We start from the raw sequence: 22280 nt of genomic DNA, 5'->3' as shown, positions 1-22280 counted from the left end.
ATGCCTCAGATTCACTCCACTTTTTTTGCTATTTGTAACCTTAAAACAAATTTGTTATCGGTTTTGTTCAATACATTTTTTGAACTCTGCGATTTATCCTTTAATATATCGCATCCAATATGCAACAGTCAGTTTCTTATGATTCAGTTAGATCAACTTTCAATTCGTCGCGGTGGACGCATTTTATTTCAAAAAGCGTCTATGCAACTCCATCCTGGTTGGAAAATTGGTTTAACAGGTGTCAATGGTGCAGGTAAGTCCACCCTATTCTCTGCATTACTCGGTGGTATTGAATCCGACAGTGGTAGTTTGACTCGACCAAATATTTGGACTGTTGCTCATATGGCACAAGAAATCAAAGCCTTAGATATGAAAGCGATTGATTTTGTGTTGTCTGGCGATGAAGAATATTGGCAAATTCAAGATCAATTAAATCATCCAGAAAATCTAAGTAATGATGAGCTGGCACATCTATACAGCCGATTCGACGAAATTCATGGCTATACGGCTCCCTCTAAAGCATCACAACTCATGGCTGGATTAGGATTTTTTGAACATCAATCCGAACTTTTAGTGTCTAGCTTTTCAGGTGGGTGGCGTATGCGCTTAAATCTGGCGCGTACATTGATGAGTCGTTCAGATTTACTGTTACTCGATGAACCGACCAACCATCTAGATTTAGATGCAATTCTTTGGTTGGAAGATTGGTTAAAAGCATATGAAGGTACACTGGTTTTAATTTCGCATGACCGAGATTTCTTAGATGCCATTACGGATCATATTCTACATATTGAAAATCAGATCCTGACATTATATACAGGTAATTATTCTACCTTTGAAACCACGCGTGCTGAACGATTAGCACAGCAGCAACAGGCTTTTGAAAAACAACAAGAAGCCAAAGCACATCTGCAAAAATTTATTGACCGCTTTAAAGCTAAAGCGACCAAAGCACGACAAGCACAAAGTCGTATTAAACAATTGGAACGAATGCAGGAACTTGCCCCTGCCCATGTCGACAATCCATTTACGTTTAGTTTCCGTGAACCAAGCAAAATGAGTTCACCTTTACTTACATTGGAACATGCAGATATTGGTTATGGCGATAAATTGATTGTAACCAATGTAAATTTACAGATCACGCCAACCAGCCGTATCGGTTTACTGGGTATGAATGGTGCCGGCAAATCGACTTTGATTAAATCTCTAGTCGGAGATTTAGCGCTCCTTCAAGGGGTTCGTAAAGACTCTGAATTATTGAATATTGGATATTTTGCACAGCATCAAATGGATGCTTTAGACGGTAACGCAAGTCCAATGTTACAACTTGCACGAATCGCAGACCCAAAAATAAGCGAAGCGACGCTACGTTCATTTTTAGGTAGCTTTGGATTCAGCGGGGAACGCATGGACACCCCAAGTGAAAGTTTTTCAGGAGGTGAACGTGCCCGTCTGGCTTTAGCACTTATTGTTTGGTTACGTCCCAATGTGCTTATCCTTGATGAACCAACCAACCATTTAGATTTAGATATGCGTCATGCTTTAACTATGGCGCTACAAGATTTTGAAGGTGCTGTGGTACTGGTTTCACATGAACGTCAATTGATCGCTTCTGTATGTGATGAACTCATTTTAGTTCATGCCGGTCAAAGTAAAGAATTTGATGGTGATTTACAAGATTATGCAGCATGGTTACGTCAAGCACGTATCGACATGATGAAAAATGGGCAAAAACCAAGTGCGCCTATTCAATCTCAAGTTGTTGTAAAAACCAGCATCTCCAAACTTGATAAAGAAGCTCAACGTAAAGAAGCAGCACGCCAACGTGAACTGAGCCGCCCGATTCGTAAAAATATAGAAAAAATTGAAAGCCAAATCGGAAAAATTCAGCCTAGACTTGTTGAAATTGAGGAAGCTTTGGCAGATTCAGCACTTTATGAAGCAAATCGTAAGGATGATTTGCTTAAGTTAATGAATGAACAAACCGAACTCAAAACAAAGCTAGAACAAGCTGAAGAACAAATGTTAGAGCTCATGATGGAGCTTGAAACATTGGAAAGCTCTTTCGAATAGCCTTTTTTGAATCAGCTAGAGATGCGATGACTCAGCTCTAGCTTTATTCATAAAAAAATAAATAAATCAAAAACTTAAAATAAAAAATATTTTAACAGTGTGATAAGCATTTGACAAAATCTCTCATGATTTACTCAACCGACACCAACGATCACCAATTTTTATTTCCCTTCACTATTCTATTTGGATTTTCAACGTACAAAACCCTTTTTAATGCGTTCTTGATGCAGATTCAACATCAGTAAAGCATTTCTTCCTAGTTGATCTTTTTTGATACGGAAAATATCCAGTCTGTTTTATTGAATAATTTTTTGACTCAAGCCTTCTAAAATCCCTAAAAAACACATAACTTTTATTTATAATTAAAAAATCTATCGTGGAACATATTAAAATAACTAAATAATCACTCGTGACAGTATTTTCTACTAAATTTTGTTCAAATTTAAACTCTTCTGATCAGATAATTGTGGATAACTCAGATTTAATTCCTATTTTTTCCAATATTCATCCTGCATTTTTTAAGATTTTTTATCGTATTTTAAAATTAAAAATTGTACATTCTACAGTCAAGATTCGTTTTAAACCAAGAATTACCCACAGACTTATCAACAGTATTTTGATCAAGAATCAATCACAATTCAAGTATAAAATTTATCCATTCGTCGCTTTTTTAGTGTCCCTCTAATTAAAAAAAGCAAATTAAGTTGATCAAAAATAGTGAAAATTACACAATTTTGTTACATACAAACAATTTGTAATAAAACCACTATCGCTTGCTTAAAAAATTGATTTAATTATGAAAATGAATGATATGTAATAAAATGAACCAACTAGTTCACAATAATTATCAAAAAAATTAAAATAAATGGAGTAAATACTCTATTTTTTTCAAACAAAGCTGATTAATATTGCGCTTAAGGAAAGTTCCTCAAGATGAACAAATAGATCAGGACGAAAATATGAAAAAAATTGCATACGCTATTGCCGCTACTTCTTTGCTTGGAGTGAGCTCAGCATCTCAAGCTGCTATTAATGTTTGTGTATTCGACTTATTGGGTAAATCTGGTGAATCATTTCAGATGGCTCAAGAATGGGCATTGACAGCAAAAAGTTGGGGTGCAGATATTAATCTTATCCCTAAACAAGACGAAGCTGTTGCTGATAATGACTTTAAAGCAGGTAAATGTGATGGCGTGTTCATGACCGCGATGCGAGCACGTCAGTATAATAAATTTGTAGGTTCAATCGATTCAATTGGCGGTGTACCAAGTAATGCGATTGCACAAAAAGCCATTACTTTTGCTTTAGATGCACGTAATGCAGCAAAAATGACCACAACCTTAGGTGGTAAAAAATACGAAGTTGCAGGGATTGCCCCATTAGGTTCAGCATTTATTTTCGTTCGTGATAAAAACATCAACTCAATTGAAAAAGCTGCAGGTAAGAAATTTGCGGTATTGAGTTATGATAATGCTCAAAAAATACTGGTACAGCGTGTAGGCGCGCAAGCCGTACCATCAGATATCACCAACTTTGTTGCTAAATTCAACAATGGTCAGGTTGATATGGTTGGTGCACCTGCATATGCTTATAAACCACTTGAAATTCAAAAAGGTTTAGGTGCAAATGGAGCGATGTTTAACTTCCCTGTACTACAAGTAACCGCTGACTTTGTGATTCGCCCAGAGAAATTCCCAGCTGGCTTTGGTCAAAAATCTCGTGATTATTTTGTGAAAAACTTGCCAAAAAGTTTTGCAATGATCAACCGCTTGGAAGCAACCATTCCAGCAAAATACAAAATGAACTTAACTGCTGAAGATAAACTAAAATATCAAAAGTTAATGCGTGATGGTCGCTTAGAGCTAACTAAACAAGGTATTTATGATGCAGGTATGATGTCTGTATTGAAGAAAGCACGTTGTTCGGTAGATAAAGCAAACTTTGAATGTACACTTGGCGGTGAATAATACATTTAAGTAGCGACTTGTTTGAACTAAAAAACCAGTTTTTATGAACTGGTTTTTTTATGCCTAATTTTTGATTTAAATTTAAAAAAACATTTATTTAAATAAATATCGGTACAATAAAAAAAGGGAACAAACCAAAGTTTATTCCCTTTTTACAATGCATATCATCAATTAAGCATCAATATCAGCATTGAGTGCATTTTCTTCAATGAAAGCACGACGTGGTTCTACATCATCTCCCATCAAACATGCAAACATACGATCTGCCTCTATTGCATCATCAATGGTTACTTGGAGCATATTACGGTTTTCAGGATCCATTGTGGTTTCCCAAAGTTGTTCCGCATTCATCTCGCCCAAACCTTTATAACGTTGAATCATCATGCCGCGACGTGAATCGCTTAAGATGTGCTGCCAAACCTGATGGAAGTTTGAAACGTTAATTTTACGCTCACCTTTTTGCAAATAAGCGCCATCTTCTAACAGACTGAACCAGCTCTTCGAATTTTGCAATAAACGTTTGTATTCACTCGATGCGAGTAAACCTGCATCTAATAAATAACTGTGTGGCAAATTATGTACATAAACGGTGATGCGTGGGAAATAAATTGTCGTTTTACTTCCATCTGCATTTTCTTTATCAAATGCTTCCAAGCTCAATTCTGGACGCAGACTAGGCTGCATTGCTGCAATAGTAGATTGAAGTTTTTCAGCCCATTGCTGCACATAATCTTGCTCATGATGTTGATCAAGTTTGAATGCATCCAGACTCAACAAACCATCAAGCAAAGTCGCAGGATAACGTAGCGTTAAACGATTCAAGCTTTTTTGTGAAGTTTGATAATCTGAGATCACTTTTTCCAGTGCTACACCACGAATAGCAGGTGCATCAGCACTTACATGCAATTCCAATTCATCAATTGCATTTGAAATCAGATAAGTTTCAAGCGCTTCATCGTCTTTGATGTATTGTTCTTGTTTGCCTTTCTTCAATTTATACAAAGGAGGCTGTGCAATGTAGATATAACCACGTTCTACCAGCTCAGGCATTTGACGGAAGAAGAAAGTGAGCAATAAAGTACGAATATGTGAACCATCCACGTCCGCATCGGTCATGATAATGATTTTATGATAACGTAACTTGTCAGGATTATATTCTTCACGACCAATACCGCATCCTAATGCAGTAATCAATGTCCCGACTTCCTGAGATGAAATCATCTTATCGAATCGAGCACGTTCGACATTGAGAATTTTACCCTTCAGCGGAAGAATGGCTTGCATCTTACGATTACGCCCCTGCTTTGCAGAACCGCCCGCAGAGTCACCCTCGACCAAATAGAGTTCAGAAAGTGCAGGATCTTTTTCCTGGCAATCTGCCAATTTACCTGGCAAACCCGCAATATCAAGCGCGCTTTTACGACGGGTCATTTCACGTGCTTTACGAGCTGCATCACGCGCTCGTGCTGCATCAATGATCTTACCGGCAATCGATTTTGCTGCCTGAGGATTTTCCAACAGATATTCGGAGAAAGCCTTATTCATGGCTTGCTCTACCGCAGGTTTCACTTCACTGGATACCAATTTTTCCTTGGTTTGTGATGAAAACTTAGGATCTGGCACTTTCACTGAAACGATAGCTGTTAAGCCTTCACGAGCATCATCCCCCGTGACCGCAACTTTCTCTTTTTTAAGTAAGTTTTCATTTTCCATGTAGCTGTTCAAGCCACGTGTCAATGCTGCACGAAAACCAGCCAAATGCGTTCCACCATCTTTTTGTGGAATATTGTTGGTAAAGCAACGAACATTTTCCTGATAAGTATCATTCCACTGTAAAGCAACTTCAACACCAATCCCATTTTCAGCCTGGGTGGTAAAGTGGAAGATTTCATTGAGGTGGGTTTTACCTTGATTGATGTATTTTACAAATTCAGATAAGCCCCCTTCAAAATCGAAGACATGTTCTAAAGCAACACGTTCATCACGAAGGACAATACGGACTCCAGCGTTTAGGAAAGATAACTCCCGTAAACGACGCGCCAAAATATCAACATTAAAAATCGTTTGACTGAAGGTTTCTGCGCTTGGCCAGAAACGCACGGTTGTTCCTGTCGTTTCAATATCACCGATCACTTTCAATGGATATACAGGATCGCCATGTTTGTATTCTTGTTGGTGAATATGTCCAGCACGATGAATCGTTAATTCAAGTTTGCTTGAGAGTGCATTTACAACCGAAACACCAACACCATGCAAACCACCTGAAACTTTATAGCTGTTATCATCAAACTTACCGCCAGCGTGAAGAATGGTCAGAATCACTTCTGCTGCAGACACACCTTCCTCTGGATGGATATCTGTTGGAATACCACGTCCATTATCGGCAACACTTACCGACTCATCTTCGTGAATCGTTACCAAAATTTCATCACAATGACCTGCTAAGGCTTCATCAATCGCATTATCGACAACTTCGAAAACCATATGGTGTAAACCTGAACCATCATCAGTATCACCAATATACATACCAGGACGTTTACGAACCGCATCTAGACCACGTAATACTTTGATACTAGAGGAATCATAAGCCTTTTCATTGGTTTGTTCTGTCTGAGAAGCGATTTGATCTTCTGAACTCATGGTTTCTCCCTAGTGAAAAATAGGTCTTTCCAAAATTGGCTAAAATCTAAAATCATATTGCAACAACACTTACCTGACCTTGATCCACCTTGAATAACTGGTAGGAAATAGACAAATCAAGCAAATGCTTTTTTACTGATTCATGGTCTAAAGTGGTAATGAAAACTTGACTACCAAGCTGGCTCAATCGCTCAATTAAACGTTGTTGTGCACTTAAATCTAATTCTGCTGTTACATCATCTAATAATACCACAGTTTCCTTATTACAGGCATGTAACATGGCAATTTGTGAGAGTTTTAACGCCATTATGAGTAACTTTTTTTGCCCTCTGGACAGTACCACATCAGCATCTCCCATTGGAGTTTTCAGTCGGATGTCGGCACGGTGCGGACCATATTCAGTATAGCGGCGATCGACATCTTTTTGATGATATTGAATAAGGTCATTGGCTAAACCATGTTCCACATGGAACCCTGCACTATATTCCATTTCAATGCTTAAATCCGGGAGTAACTGTGCCAAATCTTCTTGTAAATATTCCTTCCACCGATCAACAATTTCAACGCGTTGAGAATGCAACATTTCACCATAATCGCCAAGCATTTTGTTCCACGGTTCCAAATCTTTCAAAGATAGATTGCGTTGTGATTTGAGCAATGTATTGCGTTGTTTTAAAGCTCGCGAATAATATTGCCATGCATGATAAAAATCCGGTTCCACGTGAAACATCAACCAGTCAAGCAATTGACGCCGTGGCTTGGCCCCATGGTCAATAATATCGGTACTGAGTGGATCAATCAGCTGCAAAGGTAGAATTTTAGCAAGCTGCCCTTGGGTTGCCACAGTGTCGCCATTGACCTTAATCAGTTGCTCACCACTTTGCAGCTTCTGCATACCAATCTTTTCAGTCAGGGACTGAGCAAATACAATGGCGTCAGCTTGATTATTTTGAATGTAATTTTTTGGGATATGGGTTCGAAAAGAACGTCCTGTTGCCAACAAATGAATCGCCTCTAAAATTGAGGTTTTACCGGATCCATTTTGTCCATAAAAAACATTAAACGGTTGCAACTCAAGGAGGGCAACCGTTTTTAGATTTCGAACACGCTGTATATTTAAACGCGTAATATGCATAACAAATGATTTAAAATTAAATCAATTAAACACGCATTGGCATGACAACATAAGTCTGATTGGATTGTGTTGGGTCTTGAACCAATACAGACTGATTTGCTTCAGACATTGTCATTGCAACATCTTCACCATCTAACACACTCAATACATCTAAAATATATTGTGCATTGAAAGACATTTCCAAAGGTGCATTGGCATATTGAATCGCTAGATCTTCAATCGCCTCGTCTTGCTCAGGGTTGTTTGCACGCAATTGCAAAGAATCTGCATTAAAGTTCAAAAATACGCCACGTAATTTTTCATTACTTAAAATCGCAACCCGTTGTAATGATTGCTTAAACACATCATGCGGGATATGAACCACTTTATCGCCACCACGTGGAATCACACGACGGTAGTCTGGGAACTTGCCATCGATTAATTTTGTCGTGAAACGTACAGTAATATCACCTTGCTCTTTATCACGGCTAGGTGTTTGAATGGTTACATTCAGCAGCTCACGACCGATCAATAAGGTCAATTGTTCATCTTCAATACTGAGAAGACGTTGTAATTCCCCTACAGCTTTACGTGGAACAATGGCTTGAACCAACTGCGTTGCAGTTGATGATGCCAAGGTTTCACACAGCGCTAAACGGTGACCATCAGTCGTCACGGCACGCAGTTGATTTTCATCAATTTCCAATAATGTTCCAGTCAGATAAAAACGCACATCTTGCACGGCCATTGCAAAAGAGGTTTTTTCAAATAAACGCTTCAATTCACGTTCAGTCACTTGAACTTGTGTGCCTTGACTATGTTCATTGGTCAATAGTGGATAATCTTCAGCAGGCAAAGTCCCCAAAACAAAGCGACTATTCCCTGATTTTAAAATACAGCGCTGATCTTCAGTAATCTGTAAATCAATCAATGCTGCCGTGGGTAAAGACTTACAGATATCCACCAATTTACGCGCAGGAACAGTGGTTACACCCGCTTGTAGACATGCACCTTCAGCTAAAGTTGTGCTGGCAACCAGTTCCACTTCCAAATCTGAACCAGTAATGGTAAGCGCTTGATTTGTAGCTTGAATTTTCACGTTTGAAAGAATATTCAAAGTATGGCGACGTTCAACAGCTCCAACCACATGGGATAAAACATTGAGTAAGCTCTCTTTCGCGATTTTCAAACGCACGGTGGAAATCCTCTAACTAAATTTGACAGAAAAGACAGATAATAAATTTTTTTAATGACGTACTATGCGGCAGTTTATGCCGCATTGCAAGCGTAAAATTTGTACAAATTTTAGCTTTGTAACAGGCGCATGAGGTTTTTATAATCCTCATTAAAAATTGGATCTTCATCACGCAAGCTCTGCACTTTTTCACAAGCATGCATGACTGTACTGTGATCACGGCCACCAAATGCCATACCGATTTCCGGGAAGCTATCCCCTGTTAATTCACGAGCCAAGCCCATAGCCAATTGGCGCGGTCGAGCGTATATGCGTGTTCTTTTGGGACCCACCAGCTCTTTCAGGGGAATACGGAAATACTCACTCACCACACGTTGAATATTTTCCGTACTGATGGTTCGTGCACGAATGGCTAAAACGTCTTTCAGTGATTCACGAACCACTTCCAAATCAATCGCTGCACCTTTAAATCGGGATATTGCTACAACTTTATTCAAGGCGCCTTCAAGCTCACGAACGTTGGCAACCACTTGTTGGGCAATAAATAATGCACAATTTCGGGGTAGATCAATACCGCTACTTTCAGCTTTTTTCAGCAAAATTTCGATGCGAGTTTCGATATCAGGAGGTTCTACACCAACAGACAATCCCCAAGAAAAACGTGAGACTAAACGAGGATCAAGTTCGGTCAACTCTTTTGGATAACGGTCCGAAGTTAAAATAATTTGTTTAGACTCATCTAATAAGGCATTGAATGTATAGAAAAATTCAACCAGACTGGCTTCTTTACCCGCCAATAGGTGAATATCATCCACCAACAATAAGTCCAAAGAACGACAATTCTTTTTAAATTCCTCAACCTTACCTTTCTGCAGAGAACTGACAAAGTCTTGAACAAAACTTTCGGCAGTCATATACATCACGCGCGCATTGGGTTTCGCCTGTAATAAAGCATTTCCAACCGCTTGCATCAAATGTGTTTTACCCAGACCTGTTGGACCATACAGAAATAGCGGATTATGCTGAGATTCACCCAACTGAGTCAAAACTTTACGACATGTTTCAGCAGCCATTTGGTTGGAGCGGCCTTCTACAAATAAAGCGAAATTAAATAATGGGTTAAGCTGTCTCTTTTTAACATTTTTTGCAGAAACAGCATCTTGCTCTTTGTCTTTTTTTAGTTTTGGCGATGCAACAGTCGGGCTTGCATGTTGTTCTAAAGCAGCAGTGGTTGTTGCCGGTTGTTCGGCAGCAGAGAGTATTGCACCCGGACGTGAATCAACCAAAATTTCAACTTTACGTACACGGCCTTCAGATAATTGCTCCGCCAAGATTGAAATCAGTTCTAGATGATGTTCTTGAATGTAGCGTGTCCAGTATGGATTAGGTGCATACAGTTTTAAAGTATCTTCAACTTCTTCTGCAACCAACGGACGAATCCACATGGCAAAGACATTATCAGAGAGCTCTTGTCGCAAGCGAGTTAAGCAGTCCGTCCAAAGCATGTGAAACTCCTCTATTCCATTTTAAATTCAAAAAACACGACATCCCCCTACCCTATAGATAAAGGGGTCGCCATTCTAACCAAGTTATCCACATCTGTCATGAACAATTCAAGCAAATTCGCTCAAAAAAGCAACCTTCTGTAAATAAATTTAAATTCAAAGCACTTGTGGATAAGGTTTTCCACATGCTGTGGATAAATTATCACATAAACTTATCCACAATCTATCAAATTAATAAAAACACAGATACCCACAACTTAAATATTGAATATTTATTGGAAAAAACCTGTTTTCCACAGAAATAATCAACACTAATAATAATAAATTTAAATTTTAAATTTGAATTTATTTATAAGAAGCCATGTTTTTGTGGATAACCTTCAAGTTATGAATTTAAATTCAAAACTAGCAGGTTTTTAAATTTAAAAATATGGAAACAAATTTAAAACTGGATGGAGTTATGGATAACTTTGAGGATATATCTGTTGGTAACTCTTATTTATACTATAAAATAATGAGTTATGTTGTGAATACTTTTTTTGTTGTTTTTATGGCTTGAAAGACAGTTAAAATTTCATGTGGGTAAAAATGCAACGAATATGAGCAAATATAGAAGAGATATGTGTATATTCATTGACAGCATAAAGAATGCACAATACAATCGCGAACCTTTAGAAAGATCAATTTTGGAGTTTCGATATGAAACGTACATTCCAACCATCTGAATTAAAGCGTAAGCGCGTTCATGGTTTCCGTGCTCGTATGGCTACTAAGGCTGGTCGTCAAGTATTAGCTCGCCGTCGTGCAAAAGGTCGTCACAGCTTAACTGTTTAATTCGTTAAACAGTTAATACACGACTTGGGTGTTATGTCTCTTTATAGTTTCAGTCCAGCGGTGAGAATCCACTGCGCTGCAGATTACAAAGGTGTATTTGATGGTGCGCTTTTTAAAGTGCATCAACCCCATTTTATATTCTTAGCAAAAGTGACCGAACAGCCTAAAAGCCGTTTGGGTATTGTTGTTGCTAAGAAAAAAGTGCGCCGTGCGCACGAAAGAAATCGAATAAAACGTTTAACGCGTGAAAGTTTTCGCTTAAATCAGCAAAATATTGATCTGTTGGATATTGTGGTCATGCCTAAAGTCGGTATAGAAGCAGTACCCAATGCTGAACTTTTTCAGCAGTTACAATTTGCTTGGCTAAAATTGCAACGCATCGTTAAAAAGCACCATAAAATAGCTCAATCTTCCCCTCAAAAATAGAGGAAACCAATGATTCGTTTATTGCATTGGTTGATTCGTTTCTATCAAATTGCGATTAGTCCTCTCATTGGACCCCGTTGTCGTTATATTCCGACTTGTTCTCAATATTCGTTAGAAGCAATCCATACGCACGGCGCAATGAAAGGTAGCTGGTTGGCTGCAAAACGCGTGTGCCGTTGCCATCCTTGGGGCGGGTATGGTTATGATCCCGTGCCAAAAAAAACAATTCGTTTTATTTCGTTTCAGCAAATAGATTCTCAAACGCTTCATGTTCCTGTACCCTTGCGTGAACGTTTATTGAACCAAAATCACTCTAACCACTTGGGGTAATAGATATGCAACAATGGGCCAGGTTTGCAATCCTTGGGGCCATGTTAGTCACCGCATATTTGCTTATTTTGGCTTGGCAAAAAGACTATGGTCATGATGCAACAAAAGCTGCGACTCCGCAGGCTGTTGTTGCGCATGATGTGTCTGCTGATTTGCCAAAAGGTCAAGCAAATTCGGCTTCTAGCGATGTTCCACAAGCAAATATAGCTGCTGCACAACAAAATACAGCTGCACCAGCCACAGCAAATCAACAATTGATTTCAGTACAAACTGATCTTTATCATCTTTGGATTAGCCCGAAAGGTGGTGATATCGTTCGTATTGAATTACTGAATCATGACAAGAGCAAAGACAGTGATCAGCCTTTTGTTATGCTTGAAAGTGATGCAAAGCGTACCTATGTTGCGCAATCTGGTTTAATTGGATTGAATGGTCCAGACAGTAAACCAGATCGCCCAAGCTATTCGTTTGAAAAAAATGCTTATACCCTTGCTGATGCTAAAGCCACCCAAGACAAAGAAGGTAAATCTTCTCAAGTCTTAACTGTTCCGATGGTATTTAAAACAGCGGATGGTGTTGAAATCATCAAAACGTTTAGCTTCAAACAAGGTCAATACCCAATTGATGTCAGCTATCAGGTTGTAAACCGTAGTACGCAAAATTGGCAAGGACAAATGTTTGGTCAGATTAAGCGTGATAACTCAGATGATCCAGGAAAAACCTCTCAAGGTATTTTCACACTTGGAACCTATTTGGGCGGCGCTTGGGGTACACCAGATGAGCATTATAACAAGCTAAAATTTGCGAATTTTACGGATGAAAAACTCAACACTGAAGCAAAAGGTGGTTGGGTTGCAATTGTTCAGCATTATTTTGTAAGTGCTTGGATGCCAGGTCACTTCGGTGGTCAGCAATACACGGCAAAATTGGAATCACGTAAATCAGCCGATGGTATGAATATCATTGGATTTACTTCACCAACCATTAATGTTCCAGCGGGTAAAGCCATGAGCATTGATGCAACTTTCTACTCTGGTCCAAAAATCCAGTCTGAATTGAAAGATTTAGCTGTAGGTTTAAACCAAACTGTAGACTATGGTTGGTTATGGCCAATTGCCAAATTATTATTTGCAGGTTTACAGTTCTTCCATAACCTGGTGGGTAACTGGGGTTGGTCAATCATTTTATTGACTGTATTGGTTAAACTTATTCTTTGGCCATTGTCGTCTAAGAGCTACCGTTCTATGGCAAAAATGCGTGTGATTGCACCAGAAATGCAACGCATGAAAGAAGAGTTTGGTGAAGACCGTATGCGTTTCTCTCAAGAAATGATGGCGCTTTACAAACGCGAGCAAGTCAATCCTTTGGCGGGTTGTTTACCTTTACTTTTACAAATGCCAATCTTCTTAGCATTGTACTGGGTACTGATGGAATCCGTAGAGCTTCGTCACGCACCTTGGATGCTTTGGATTCAAGACTTATCGGCAATGGATCCTTGGTTTATCCTTCCATTGATCATGGGGGTGACGATGTTTGTTCAACAAATGTTGAACCCGCAACCGACTGATCCTATGCAGGCTAAAGTCTTCAAAATCATGCCAATCATGTTTACAGTATTTATGCTGTTCTTCCCTGCCGGCTTGGTTTTATACTGGATTGTGAACAACTCGATCACGATCCTACAACAATGGTTTATCAATAAAAGTGTTGCGAAAGCCAAAGTTGAAAATGAAGTTGTTTAATCCTTAACGATTAAGCAATAGCTGAAAAAGTCCGCTTAAGATGGTAATCTTAGGCGGATTTTTTTATTGTCAAAGTTTGAGTAAATGTAGATGACTAACCCTGTAAACCAAACCACAATTGCCGCAATTGCGACTCCACCAGGACGTGGTGGTGTAGGTGTGATTCGTCTTTCTGGACCAAAGGCTTACAGTATTGCGCAAGCTTTGACACTAAAGGAGCTTCCCAAAGCACGTTTTGCTGGTTTTCGTCAGTTTTTTGATGCACAAGGCGATATTTTGGATGAAGGTTTAGCCATTTGTTTTCCCAATCCAAATTCCTTTACTGGTGAAGATGTGGTGGAGTTACAGGGACATGGCGGACCTGTGATTCAAAACGCGCTACTGACACGCTTATTGGAGCTTGGTGCAACTGCAGCCAAAGCCGGTGAGTTTTCCATGCGTGCCTTTGAAAATGGCAAAATGGATTTGGTACAAGCGGAAGCAATTGCTGACTTGATTGATGCAACCTCGCAAGCTGCGGCACGCTCTGCGGTACGTTCCCTACAAGGCGTGTTTTCCAATAAAGTAAATACTGTGCTGGAGAAACTGATTCATTTACGCTTGCATGTTGAAGCTGCAATTGATTTTCCAGAGGAAGAAATTGACTTTTTGGCAGATGGGAAAATACTGAGTCTGCTAGAAGAAGTTCAAGCTTCAGTGTCCGCGGTACAGCAATCTGCTCGTCAAGGACAACTACTGCGTGAAGGTCTGCAAGTGGTGATTGCAGGCAAACCCAATGCAGGGAAATCTTCCTTGCTGAATGCCTTGGCAGGAAATGATCGTGCCATTGTGACGGATATTGCTGGGACTACACGTGATGTATTGCATGAGAAAATTAGCTTAAATGGTTTACCGATCACTTTAACGGACACTGCAGGTTTGCGTGAAACAGGCGATATCGTCGAGAAAGAAGGTATTCGTCGTGCAATTAAAGAAATTGAGCAAGCTGATTTATTGCTCTTGGTTTATGATTTGAGTCAAGGTGAAAATCCTTTAACACTTGCACAAAATTACTTTGAAAACCATTTAGATCATCAGCGTTTGATGCTGATAGGCAATAAGTGTGATCTCACCCATCAATCTGCTGAATTAAAGGATTATCAAGGTTTTCGTCACATCACTGTTTCTGCGAAACAGGATGTAGGTGTTCAAGCGCTCATAGATGCGATTACAGCGCATGCAGGTTTTCAGCCAGAGGAAGACACATTTATCGCACGAACTCGCCATTTAGACGCAATGAAGCGCACTCAGCGCTATCTGGCAGAGGCACATGAGCAACTTGTGGTATATCATGCAGGAGAGTTGGTGGCAGAATCATTACGACTTGCCCAAAACGCTTTAGGCGAAATCACAGGGGATTTTAGTGCTGATGATCTACTGGGGGTTATCTTCGGGTCATTCTGTATTGGCAAATAAGCCAAAAATTACATACATGAAAGCTGACCAAGTGTCAGCTTTTTTAATGAAAAGTTGTGCTTTTGTAAGCTGATTTTACATCTGGGTTTGAATTGTTTACCGTAATATCAATAACATATTTAAAAGGGTGTATGATGAAAAAAGCTCCTTTATTGCTTTCACTTGCAGTATTAGCCATCACTTCAAATGTCTGGGCGAGTAAAGCAGATCATGTGATTATTCAAGAAGCAGCGAAAAATAACCTCACCATTCAACAAGCATTACGCGCCAGTGACGAAACTGCCGTGACTTTAACGGGTTCGATTGTGCGTCAAATTAAGCATGAACATTATGAATTAAAAGACGGTACGGGAACAATCGGAATTGAAGTAGATGATGATCTGATTGATTTAAAAAAACTGAAACCAGGGACTAAAGTAAAAATCGTGGGTGAAGTAGATACACATCGTTATAAACCAACCGATATCGAAGTGGTGAAAATTGATATCGTTCCATAATTGATTTAAAGGCTAGGCGTTAAGCGTCTAGCCTTTATGGGGTATTGTTTTTAAATGTTGGATCAACAAATAGAGGCATAATGCACCGACTCCTGCACAGAAGCTTAAAACGCCGATCATTAAACCAAAATGATCCGATAGGTACCCTGCGGAAATAATCGGCACAATCGTACCAAAATAAGCAATAAACAAATATGTGGAAACTACGGCAGCACGATTTTCGATTTGGGTCATCTGGTGAACCAATGCAAAAGCGCTCAATAAACTGAGTCCATGTCCCATGCCAACCAGTATCACACTGATAAAAAATAAAAAACTCAAATGCATCAGTAAACAGACTGACAAAACCAAATAACTACTGATGAATAAAATCAGTCCAATATTGAGTGCTTTGTGCATGTTCATTGATTTGGCAGTGAATTGAGCGATCGCGGAAACCATTAAAATACTGGCAATGGTTGCGCCACTGACCAAAGGACCGTGCCAGGGAATAACATCACGTATAAAAGAGGGCGCTAAAGATGCAAATAAACTGAATGATCCGAAAGCACAAAATGCACTAAAACTGGTGATATAAAATAAGCTTTTAAATTGTACGTCTGGTAATTGTAGATGAGGAGCAATTGAAAAAGATTGTTTTTCAAATTGAACAGTTTTAATCCGAAATAAACTGAACAGACTCAGCAGTGCTGCAACAATGACAGGTAAGTAAGGGGTAATCAGTGGACGGGCTGAAAACTGTGCAATCAGACCACCAATAAAGGGGCCAAGCCCGAAGCCAATGACTGTAATAATCGAACTTAACTGTGCTGCATTTTGCTTATGGGAATCGGGAATGGTATAGATTAAACCCAACATCGCAGAAGTACTGATTAACCCAGAAGCGATTCCGATTATAAAACGACCAAAGCCAAGATAATAGCTATTGCTGGCAAACACAGAGAAAGTCAGACCAATAACCGCACATAATAAACCGATTTGTAAGGTTCGAATAAACCCAAAGCTATTGCTCATGCGTCCTAAAAACAGCAATGTGGTTAAACAACCAAACATATATGCCACAAAGATATAAGTAATTTGGCTTGGAAGCAGATGCCAGAGTGCTTGATATATTGGGTATAAAGGGCTTGCAAGTGCAGTACCGATCGTGCCAATACATAAGGCAAGACTCACCATTAAAAATGGACGCCATGATTGCTGATTCATAGATCTAGAACTTAATGTGCAAATAATCTTGCGAATAAAAGCCGAAAAGATAGCAGGTTCGGCTGTGGAGAAATCATATATTGAGAAAAGCTTAGAACTTAATCCGCAGAGGGTCAATTAAAACTTCAACAGTTGATCTGATCTTCAATAGATAAATTCGTTTATGAATAGCGTTTAAGTAATTTTAAAAATTCTTGTAATTCATTTGCATCAACAGCTTCAGGATCTTGAATCACATGCTCAGTCAGATGTTGCTCAATTAATTCATTCATTAAACCATTGACCGCCCCTTTCACTGCCGCGACTTGTTGGAGAACCGAAATACACGAGGTACTTTGATCATTCAATGCTTCTTCAATGGCATTCAGCTGTCCTTTTAAACGTTTGACACGATTAAGGACTTTTTTATCTTGATGAATATGACTCATAAACTGATCCGTTAAAAATATACTCCCTTATAGTATATTTGAAAATAAAATAATATACTCATAGGGAGTATATAGGATCATGCCCACATGCAATTTAAAACTATACAACGTGAACACACTCATCAGTTTGATGAAGGTAATCCATTGGCACAAAGGAAAATTTTATGGGCAACTATTTTGACAGGTTTAATGATGCTGTTCGAAATTCTGGGAGGCTGGATTTTTAATTCGATGGCATTGCTTGCTGATGGTTGGCATATGAGTTCACACATGTTGGCGCTCGGTTTGGCTTATGCTGCTTATCGAGCTGCGCGCCATTATGCGCAGGATTTTCGTTTTAGTTTTGGTACATGGAAAATAGAAATTTTAGCAGGTTATAGCAGTGCAATTTTACTCATGGTTGTGGCTTTATTTATGGCTTTTCAATCGATTCAACGTTTATTTCATCCTGTTCAGATTCATTATAATGAAGCGATTCTCATTGCTATTTTAGGTTTATTGATCAATTTAATCTGTGCATGGTTGCTGCATGATAACCATCACCATCACCATCACCATCACCATCACCATCACCATCACCATCACCATCATTCACATGATCATACTGACCATCATGGCCATGATTTAAATCAAAAAGCGGCTTTTCTCCATGTAGTAGCAGATGCATTGACCTCCGTTTTGGCAATTATCGCACTATATGCAGGTAAATATTTTGGTTGGGATTTTTTGGATGCGACTTTGGGTATTGTTGGCGCAATTTTAGTTGGGCGTTGGTCATTTGGTCTTATTAAAGAAACAGGCAAAACTTTACTGGATGCTGAAATGGATCATGTTGTCGTGGATGAAATCCGTGAAGTCATTACAGGTCTTAAAGTAGACGCCAAAATAACTGATCTTCATGTCTGGAAGGTGGGCAAAGCCAAGTTTTCAGTCATTTTGGCACTTGAATCAACTGACCAAAATTTAAATGCTGATCAAATTCGTAAAGCATTATCAATTCACAACGAATTGGTCCATATTTCTGTCGAAATTAATCAAATAGCGATTTTCAGCTCGGTTCCACGTGAAACTTCATCACTGGGACTTAAATTTACCAACTCAGTGTAACTTTGAATTTGAGTCGAGCATATTTTACTCAAGTTGGTTTAATCACAGTTTTCAAACAAGCTCACCAGGCAACTGTGTTTTAATAACTGACAATATATTGTGAATTTTTGATTTATGTTAAAGCACATCATTGCGTTGAGTTTAAGTTTTGCTTTTTGTGGGAGTAGTTTTGCCAGTATTGAAACTGTGAAAGCAAAACTCAGCAAAAACTATCCCAATGTCAAAATTGAGCATTTACAGACTACTGAGATGCAAGGTCTGTATAGTGGTACGTTAGATAATCAAATCGTGTATATCAATGAAGATGCTCAACATATATTTGTTGGTTCTATGATTCGCTTAAAAGATCAACATAATTTAACCAAAGATCTCGTTGTTGAAAAAAATATGGTTGATTTTAAAAGTCTTCCTTTTAATGATGCCGTAAAAACAGTCAGGGGGAATGGAAAACGCCAGCTAGCCATCTTTTCTGACCCAAATTGCCCATATTGCAAAACGCTTGAAGGGAATCTAGCTAAACTCAATGATGTGACAATTTATACTTTTATCTATCCGATCAAAGCACAATCTATTTTGCCTGCAAAGCAAGTATGGTGTTCGGCAAATCGTGAATATGCATGGAAAAATTTGATTCAAAATGGGGTAAAACCCACTGCACCAGCAAATTGTTCAACACCGATAGAGCGTAATTTAGAATTGGGCAAAAAATTAGCGCTACACGGTACACCAGCAATTATTTTCTCCAATGGATATAAAGCAATGGGTGCCTACCCTGCTGAAGAAATTGAGAAGTTATGGAACAAATTTGGATTATAAAACGATAAGTTTAAAGGCAATAAAAAAAGCACCCGGATCCGGGTGCTTATCTCAAAACAAAAACTTTAAGTTCGTTTGGCAATCATGTTGTAAATAAACAACACGATAATTGCACCCACTACTGAGGCAATAAAACCTGCAGATGCGCCTTTCGGGTAGAGTCCCAATAACTGACCGCCGTAGGTAGCAACCAAAGAACCCACAATCCCCAACGCTGTAGTCACAATAAAACCTGCTTTATCATCACCAGGATGGATTGCTCGAGCAATCAGACCTGCAATAAAACCAATCACAATGGCACTAATCAATGACATCATAATCTTTCTCCTTTTTCTTTATTTTGTCGTGAGTTACTGCATCGAATTAAATTAATATTCAAATATTTTGACAGGAAGTAAAAGATTGGATTTGCTACAAGTTGTTGCATTTTTGTTCTATGGTTTGTGAGAAGTCATAAAAAAGCGACCGTAGTCGCTTCAATCAGTTTAGGTAAAATGGACTGAGCGGAGATGATCTTATAGACCAATTTCTCCAATAAATGGAATATGACGATATTTTTGATCATAATCTAAGCCATAACCCACAATGAACTTATCTTCCACTTCAAAGCCTAGAAATTTCACGTCTAAGTCGATTTCACGGCGAGAAGGTTTACTGACCAAAGTACACAGTTCAATTGAATTCGGTTGACGTGTACTTAATATTTCTAGGACTTTGCTCAGTGTATTGCCTGAATCGATAATATCTTCCACCACCAAGATATCTTTTCCGCGAATTTCTCCGTCTAAATCTTTTAGGATTCTGACGTCTCGAGAGGATGTTGTATTGCCACCATAGCTTGAAACCGTCATAAAATCGAGCTCGTGAGTTTTAGTAATGGCACGACATAAATCCGCCATAAAAATCACGGAACCGCGCAATAGGCCAATCAAAACCAGTTCTTTATCACTGTTGGCATAATGTGCATCAATTTTTTTACCAAGTTCTTGAACTTTTGCATGAATTTCTTCAGCAGAAATCATTACTTTCATTTCAACAGTCATGGGAAATACCTAAAACTTAAACACCAAATTCTAAAATTAAAAAAGGTGTTGACTAGCAACACCCTAAAAGATGGCATAATTTTAAAACATATCAGGTGAAGATGCATCCTTTTTGCGATTTGAAAATGTAAATGTCTAAATTTGAAGCTCAATATCTAGGGTCTGTGGACAATTTGTCTATGTTTGCGACTAGGTGTGTTTTTTAGGTGATTCTAGGCGCGAAATATGAAATTTAGTCATTCTAAATGATGAGAAACATCGTTTCGCAAGGTAACGAAGAAGCGACAAAAAACACGCTAGTCCCCGCTACGCCTTGCGCTGCAAACAAAGCAGTACTTTGTTCTTGCTCAGGGTTGTGGCTAAAATTATCTCAGGCTACGTTATGAAACTTAAAAATAGTCTCGCTATTCTCTTCATTTCATGCCTTGCCTGCTTAATTTTAACCTACCACGCAAGCCATTTATGAAATGTTCACAGCCCCTAGTGCGCATCACGTTTTAATAACAGTGCGCATGCAATAAAAACACCGCCTATCAAAATCAGCTTTTTCTTGGATGGTGATGATTTAGGCTTTTTTTCAGACTTGCTCATAGACTTTTTGTCCATAAATATAGGTGGCTTGAATATTGCGGTCATCTCCCATGGTAAACAAGGCAAATAGCGCATCTTCAATATTCTTTGCTCGCTCTTGGCGCAGTTGCTGTAATGCTGTTGCCTTTAGATTCAGCACAATAAAGTCAGCTTCTTTGCCTACATTGAAATTGCCCAATCGATCATCTAAATGCAGCGCTTTTGCACCGCCAAGCGTTGCATGATAAAGCGATTCCATGGCTGAAAGTTTATCGCCTTGCAGTTGTTGAACTTTGTAGGCTTCGTTGAGTGTTTGTAAGTGGCAAAATGCGGTACCTGCGCCTATATCGGTTCCAAGACCGACTTTGACTTGTTTTTCCCATGCTTTTTTTAATGGAAATAAGCCACTACCCAAAAATAAGTTGGAGGTTGGACAGAATGCGATTGCAGAATCAGTTGCGTGCATACAATCCCATTCTTGTTCTTCTAAATGAACACAATGGGCGAAAACAGAACGCTCCCCTGTCAGTCCATAATGATGATAGACATCTAAATATCCCTGTTGCTCAGGGAATAATTCTTTGACCCAAGCAATTTCATTTTTATTTTCGCTTAAATGTGTATGCACATATACATCGGGATATTCTGCTTTTAATTGCCCTGCTTTTGCCAACTGTTCCGGTGTTGATGTCGGTGCAAAGCGTGGCGTAATGGCATACAGATTACGACCTTTACCGTGCCATTTTTCAATCAGTGCTTTTGAGTCAGTATACGCACTTTCAGCAGTATCGGTCAGCGCCTCTGGTGCATGCCGATCCATCATCACTTTACCCGCAATTAAGCGCATTTGGTGGCGTTCAGCAGCTTCAAATAAAGCATCCACAGATTGCGGATGTACTGTACAGAATACCAGTGCTGTCGTTGTGCCATTTTTTAGTAATTCATGAACAAAAAACTGTGCGATTTTATCTGCGTAGTTTTTATCCGCGAATTGAATTTCTGTTGGAAAGGTATAGGTGTTGAGCCATTCTAATAATTGTTCACCATAGGCACCCACCATTTCTGTTTGTGGAAAATGAATATGAGTATCGATAAAACCAGGCACAATCAACTGGTCAGGATAATGATCAATGCGCATATCATCGGTTAGTTGCGACAGCCCTGCTTCCCAATCACCAAACCAAATAATTTTACCTTGTTCGGTAATCAATAACCCATCTTCGATATAACGAGTTTGTCCTAAGATTTGAGTGGCTTGGGAAACGCTATTTTGAATATCTAAAAAACGTCCGCGAATCGCCGTTTTCTGCACAACAGAAGACATGTAAAACC

General features: G+C 39.0%; 19 protein-coding genes. 10 read left to right on the top strand and 9 right to left on the bottom strand.

All coding sequences use genetic code 11. The features are described from left to right. Positions 1 to 138 precede the first annotated feature (138 nt). Positions 139 to 2073 carry an ATP-binding cassette domain-containing protein gene (locus tag OSH00_RS18910; RefSeq protein WP_196075967.1) on the top strand — a complete coding sequence of 645 codons (1935 nt, stop codon included), beginning with the start codon at positions 139 to 141 and terminating at the stop codon, positions 2071 to 2073. 959 nt (positions 2074 to 3032) lie between these two features. Further along, the gene (locus tag OSH00_RS18905) at positions 3033 to 4040 is read left to right on the top strand and encodes a putative solute-binding protein (RefSeq protein ID WP_266131709.1); all 1008 of its coding nucleotides are present in this window, start codon (positions 3033 to 3035) and stop codon (positions 4038 to 4040) included. Positions 4041 to 4211: 171 nt separating this feature from the next. On the opposite strand, the gene gyrB is transcribed toward OSH00_RS18905, so the two are convergent. The 4 genes from gyrB to dnaA form a co-directional block, all read right to left on the bottom strand. Next, the gene (gene gyrB, locus OSH00_RS18900; protein WP_266131708.1) at positions 4212 to 6680 is read right to left on the bottom strand and encodes a DNA topoisomerase (ATP-hydrolyzing) subunit B; all 2469 of its coding nucleotides are present in this window, start codon (positions 6678 to 6680) and stop codon (positions 4212 to 4214) included. A 52-nt stretch (positions 6681 to 6732) separates the two neighbouring features. Continuing rightward, positions 6733 to 7815, bottom strand: a complete 1083-nt coding sequence (recF, locus tag OSH00_RS18895) for a DNA replication/repair protein RecF (protein ID WP_266131707.1) — start codon at positions 7813 to 7815, stop codon at positions 6733 to 6735. A gap of 25 nt (positions 7816 to 7840) precedes the next feature. After that, the gene (gene dnaN, locus OSH00_RS18890) at positions 7841 to 8989 is read right to left on the bottom strand and encodes a DNA polymerase III subunit beta (protein ID WP_196075963.1); all 1149 of its coding nucleotides are present in this window, start codon (positions 8987 to 8989) and stop codon (positions 7841 to 7843) included. Between the two features lie 110 nt (positions 8990 to 9099). After that, entirely contained in the window at positions 9100 to 10494 is a 1395-nt protein-coding gene (gene dnaA, locus OSH00_RS18885; protein WP_266131706.1) for a chromosomal replication initiator protein DnaA, read from the bottom strand. Positions 10495 to 11193: 699 nt separating this feature from the next. Here dnaA and rpmH point away from each other — a divergent pair. The 6 genes from rpmH to OSH00_RS18855 all read left to right on the top strand — a co-directional run bounded on the left by rpmH (position 11194) and on the right by OSH00_RS18855 (position 15778). Next, positions 11194 to 11328 (top strand): 50S ribosomal protein L34, encoded by a 135-nt coding sequence (rpmH, locus tag OSH00_RS18880; RefSeq protein WP_000831329.1) that lies wholly within the window; start codon positions 11194 to 11196, stop codon positions 11326 to 11328. Between the two features lie 33 nt (positions 11329 to 11361). Further along, positions 11362 to 11754 (top strand): ribonuclease P protein component, encoded by a 393-nt coding sequence (gene rnpA, locus OSH00_RS18875; protein WP_004823984.1) that lies wholly within the window; start codon positions 11362 to 11364, stop codon positions 11752 to 11754. A gap of 9 nt (positions 11755 to 11763) precedes the next feature. Next, positions 11764 to 12084, top strand: a complete 321-nt coding sequence (gene yidD, locus OSH00_RS18870; RefSeq protein ID WP_005034824.1) for a membrane protein insertion efficiency factor YidD — start codon at positions 11764 to 11766, stop codon at positions 12082 to 12084. A 5-nt stretch (positions 12085 to 12089) separates the two neighbouring features. Continuing rightward, positions 12090 to 13826, top strand: coding sequence for a membrane protein insertase YidC (yidC, locus tag OSH00_RS18865; protein ID WP_196075904.1), 1737 nt, complete (start codon positions 12090 to 12092; stop codon positions 13824 to 13826). 90 nt (positions 13827 to 13916) lie between these two features. Continuing rightward, entirely contained in the window at positions 13917 to 15281 is a 1365-nt protein-coding gene (gene mnmE / locus OSH00_RS18860) for a tRNA uridine-5-carboxymethylaminomethyl(34) synthesis GTPase MnmE (RefSeq protein ID WP_266131705.1), read from the top strand. A 134-nt stretch (positions 15282 to 15415) separates the two neighbouring features. Beyond that, positions 15416 to 15778 carry a NirD/YgiW/YdeI family stress tolerance protein gene (locus tag OSH00_RS18855; RefSeq protein WP_266131704.1) on the top strand — a complete coding sequence of 121 codons (363 nt, stop codon included), beginning with the start codon at positions 15416 to 15418 and terminating at the stop codon, positions 15776 to 15778. A gap of 27 nt (positions 15779 to 15805) precedes the next feature. Here the strand turns inward: OSH00_RS18855 and OSH00_RS18850 are convergent, their stop codons facing one another. Further along, positions 15806 to 16984, bottom strand: coding sequence for an MFS transporter (locus tag OSH00_RS18850; protein ID WP_266131703.1), 1179 nt, complete (start codon positions 16982 to 16984; stop codon positions 15806 to 15808). Positions 16985 to 17145: 161 nt separating this feature from the next. After that, on the bottom strand, positions 17146 to 17412 hold the full coding sequence (locus OSH00_RS18845; RefSeq protein ID WP_266131702.1) for a metal/formaldehyde-sensitive transcriptional repressor: 267 nt from the start codon (positions 17410 to 17412) through the stop codon (positions 17146 to 17148). 87 nt (positions 17413 to 17499) lie between these two features. On the opposite strand from OSH00_RS18845, the gene dmeF reads away from it, so the two are divergent. Beyond that, the gene (gene dmeF / locus OSH00_RS18840) at positions 17500 to 18519 is read left to right on the top strand and encodes a CDF family Co(II)/Ni(II) efflux transporter DmeF (RefSeq protein WP_266131701.1); all 1020 of its coding nucleotides are present in this window, start codon (positions 17500 to 17502) and stop codon (positions 18517 to 18519) included. 114 nt (positions 18520 to 18633) lie between these two features. Beyond that, positions 18634 to 19335, top strand: coding sequence for a DsbC family protein (locus OSH00_RS18835; protein ID WP_266131700.1), 702 nt, complete (start codon positions 18634 to 18636; stop codon positions 19333 to 19335). Between the two features lie 65 nt (positions 19336 to 19400). Here OSH00_RS18835 and OSH00_RS18830 read toward each other — a convergent pair whose 3' ends face one another. From OSH00_RS18830 to guaD, 3 genes are all read right to left on the bottom strand, one after another. Further along, on the bottom strand, positions 19401 to 19652 hold the full coding sequence (locus OSH00_RS18830) for a GlsB/YeaQ/YmgE family stress response membrane protein (protein ID WP_196075911.1): 252 nt from the start codon (positions 19650 to 19652) through the stop codon (positions 19401 to 19403). A gap of 198 nt (positions 19653 to 19850) precedes the next feature. Continuing rightward, positions 19851 to 20378, bottom strand: a complete 528-nt coding sequence (hpt, locus tag OSH00_RS18825; protein ID WP_196075912.1) for a hypoxanthine phosphoribosyltransferase — start codon at positions 20376 to 20378, stop codon at positions 19851 to 19853. Positions 20379 to 20955: 577 nt separating this feature from the next. After that, a complete protein-coding gene (gene guaD / locus OSH00_RS18820; RefSeq protein WP_266131699.1) occupies positions 20956 to 22272 on the bottom strand; it encodes a guanine deaminase in 1317 nt (438 codons plus the stop codon). Between the last annotated feature and the right edge of the window lie 8 nt (positions 22273 to 22280).

The organism is Acinetobacter nematophilus (assembly GCF_026344175.1).
In the GTDB taxonomy this organism is placed as follows: Bacteria; Pseudomonadota; Gammaproteobacteria; order Pseudomonadales; family Moraxellaceae; genus Acinetobacter; species Acinetobacter nematophilus.
This window is presented reverse-complemented; position numbering and strand designations above follow the sequence as displayed.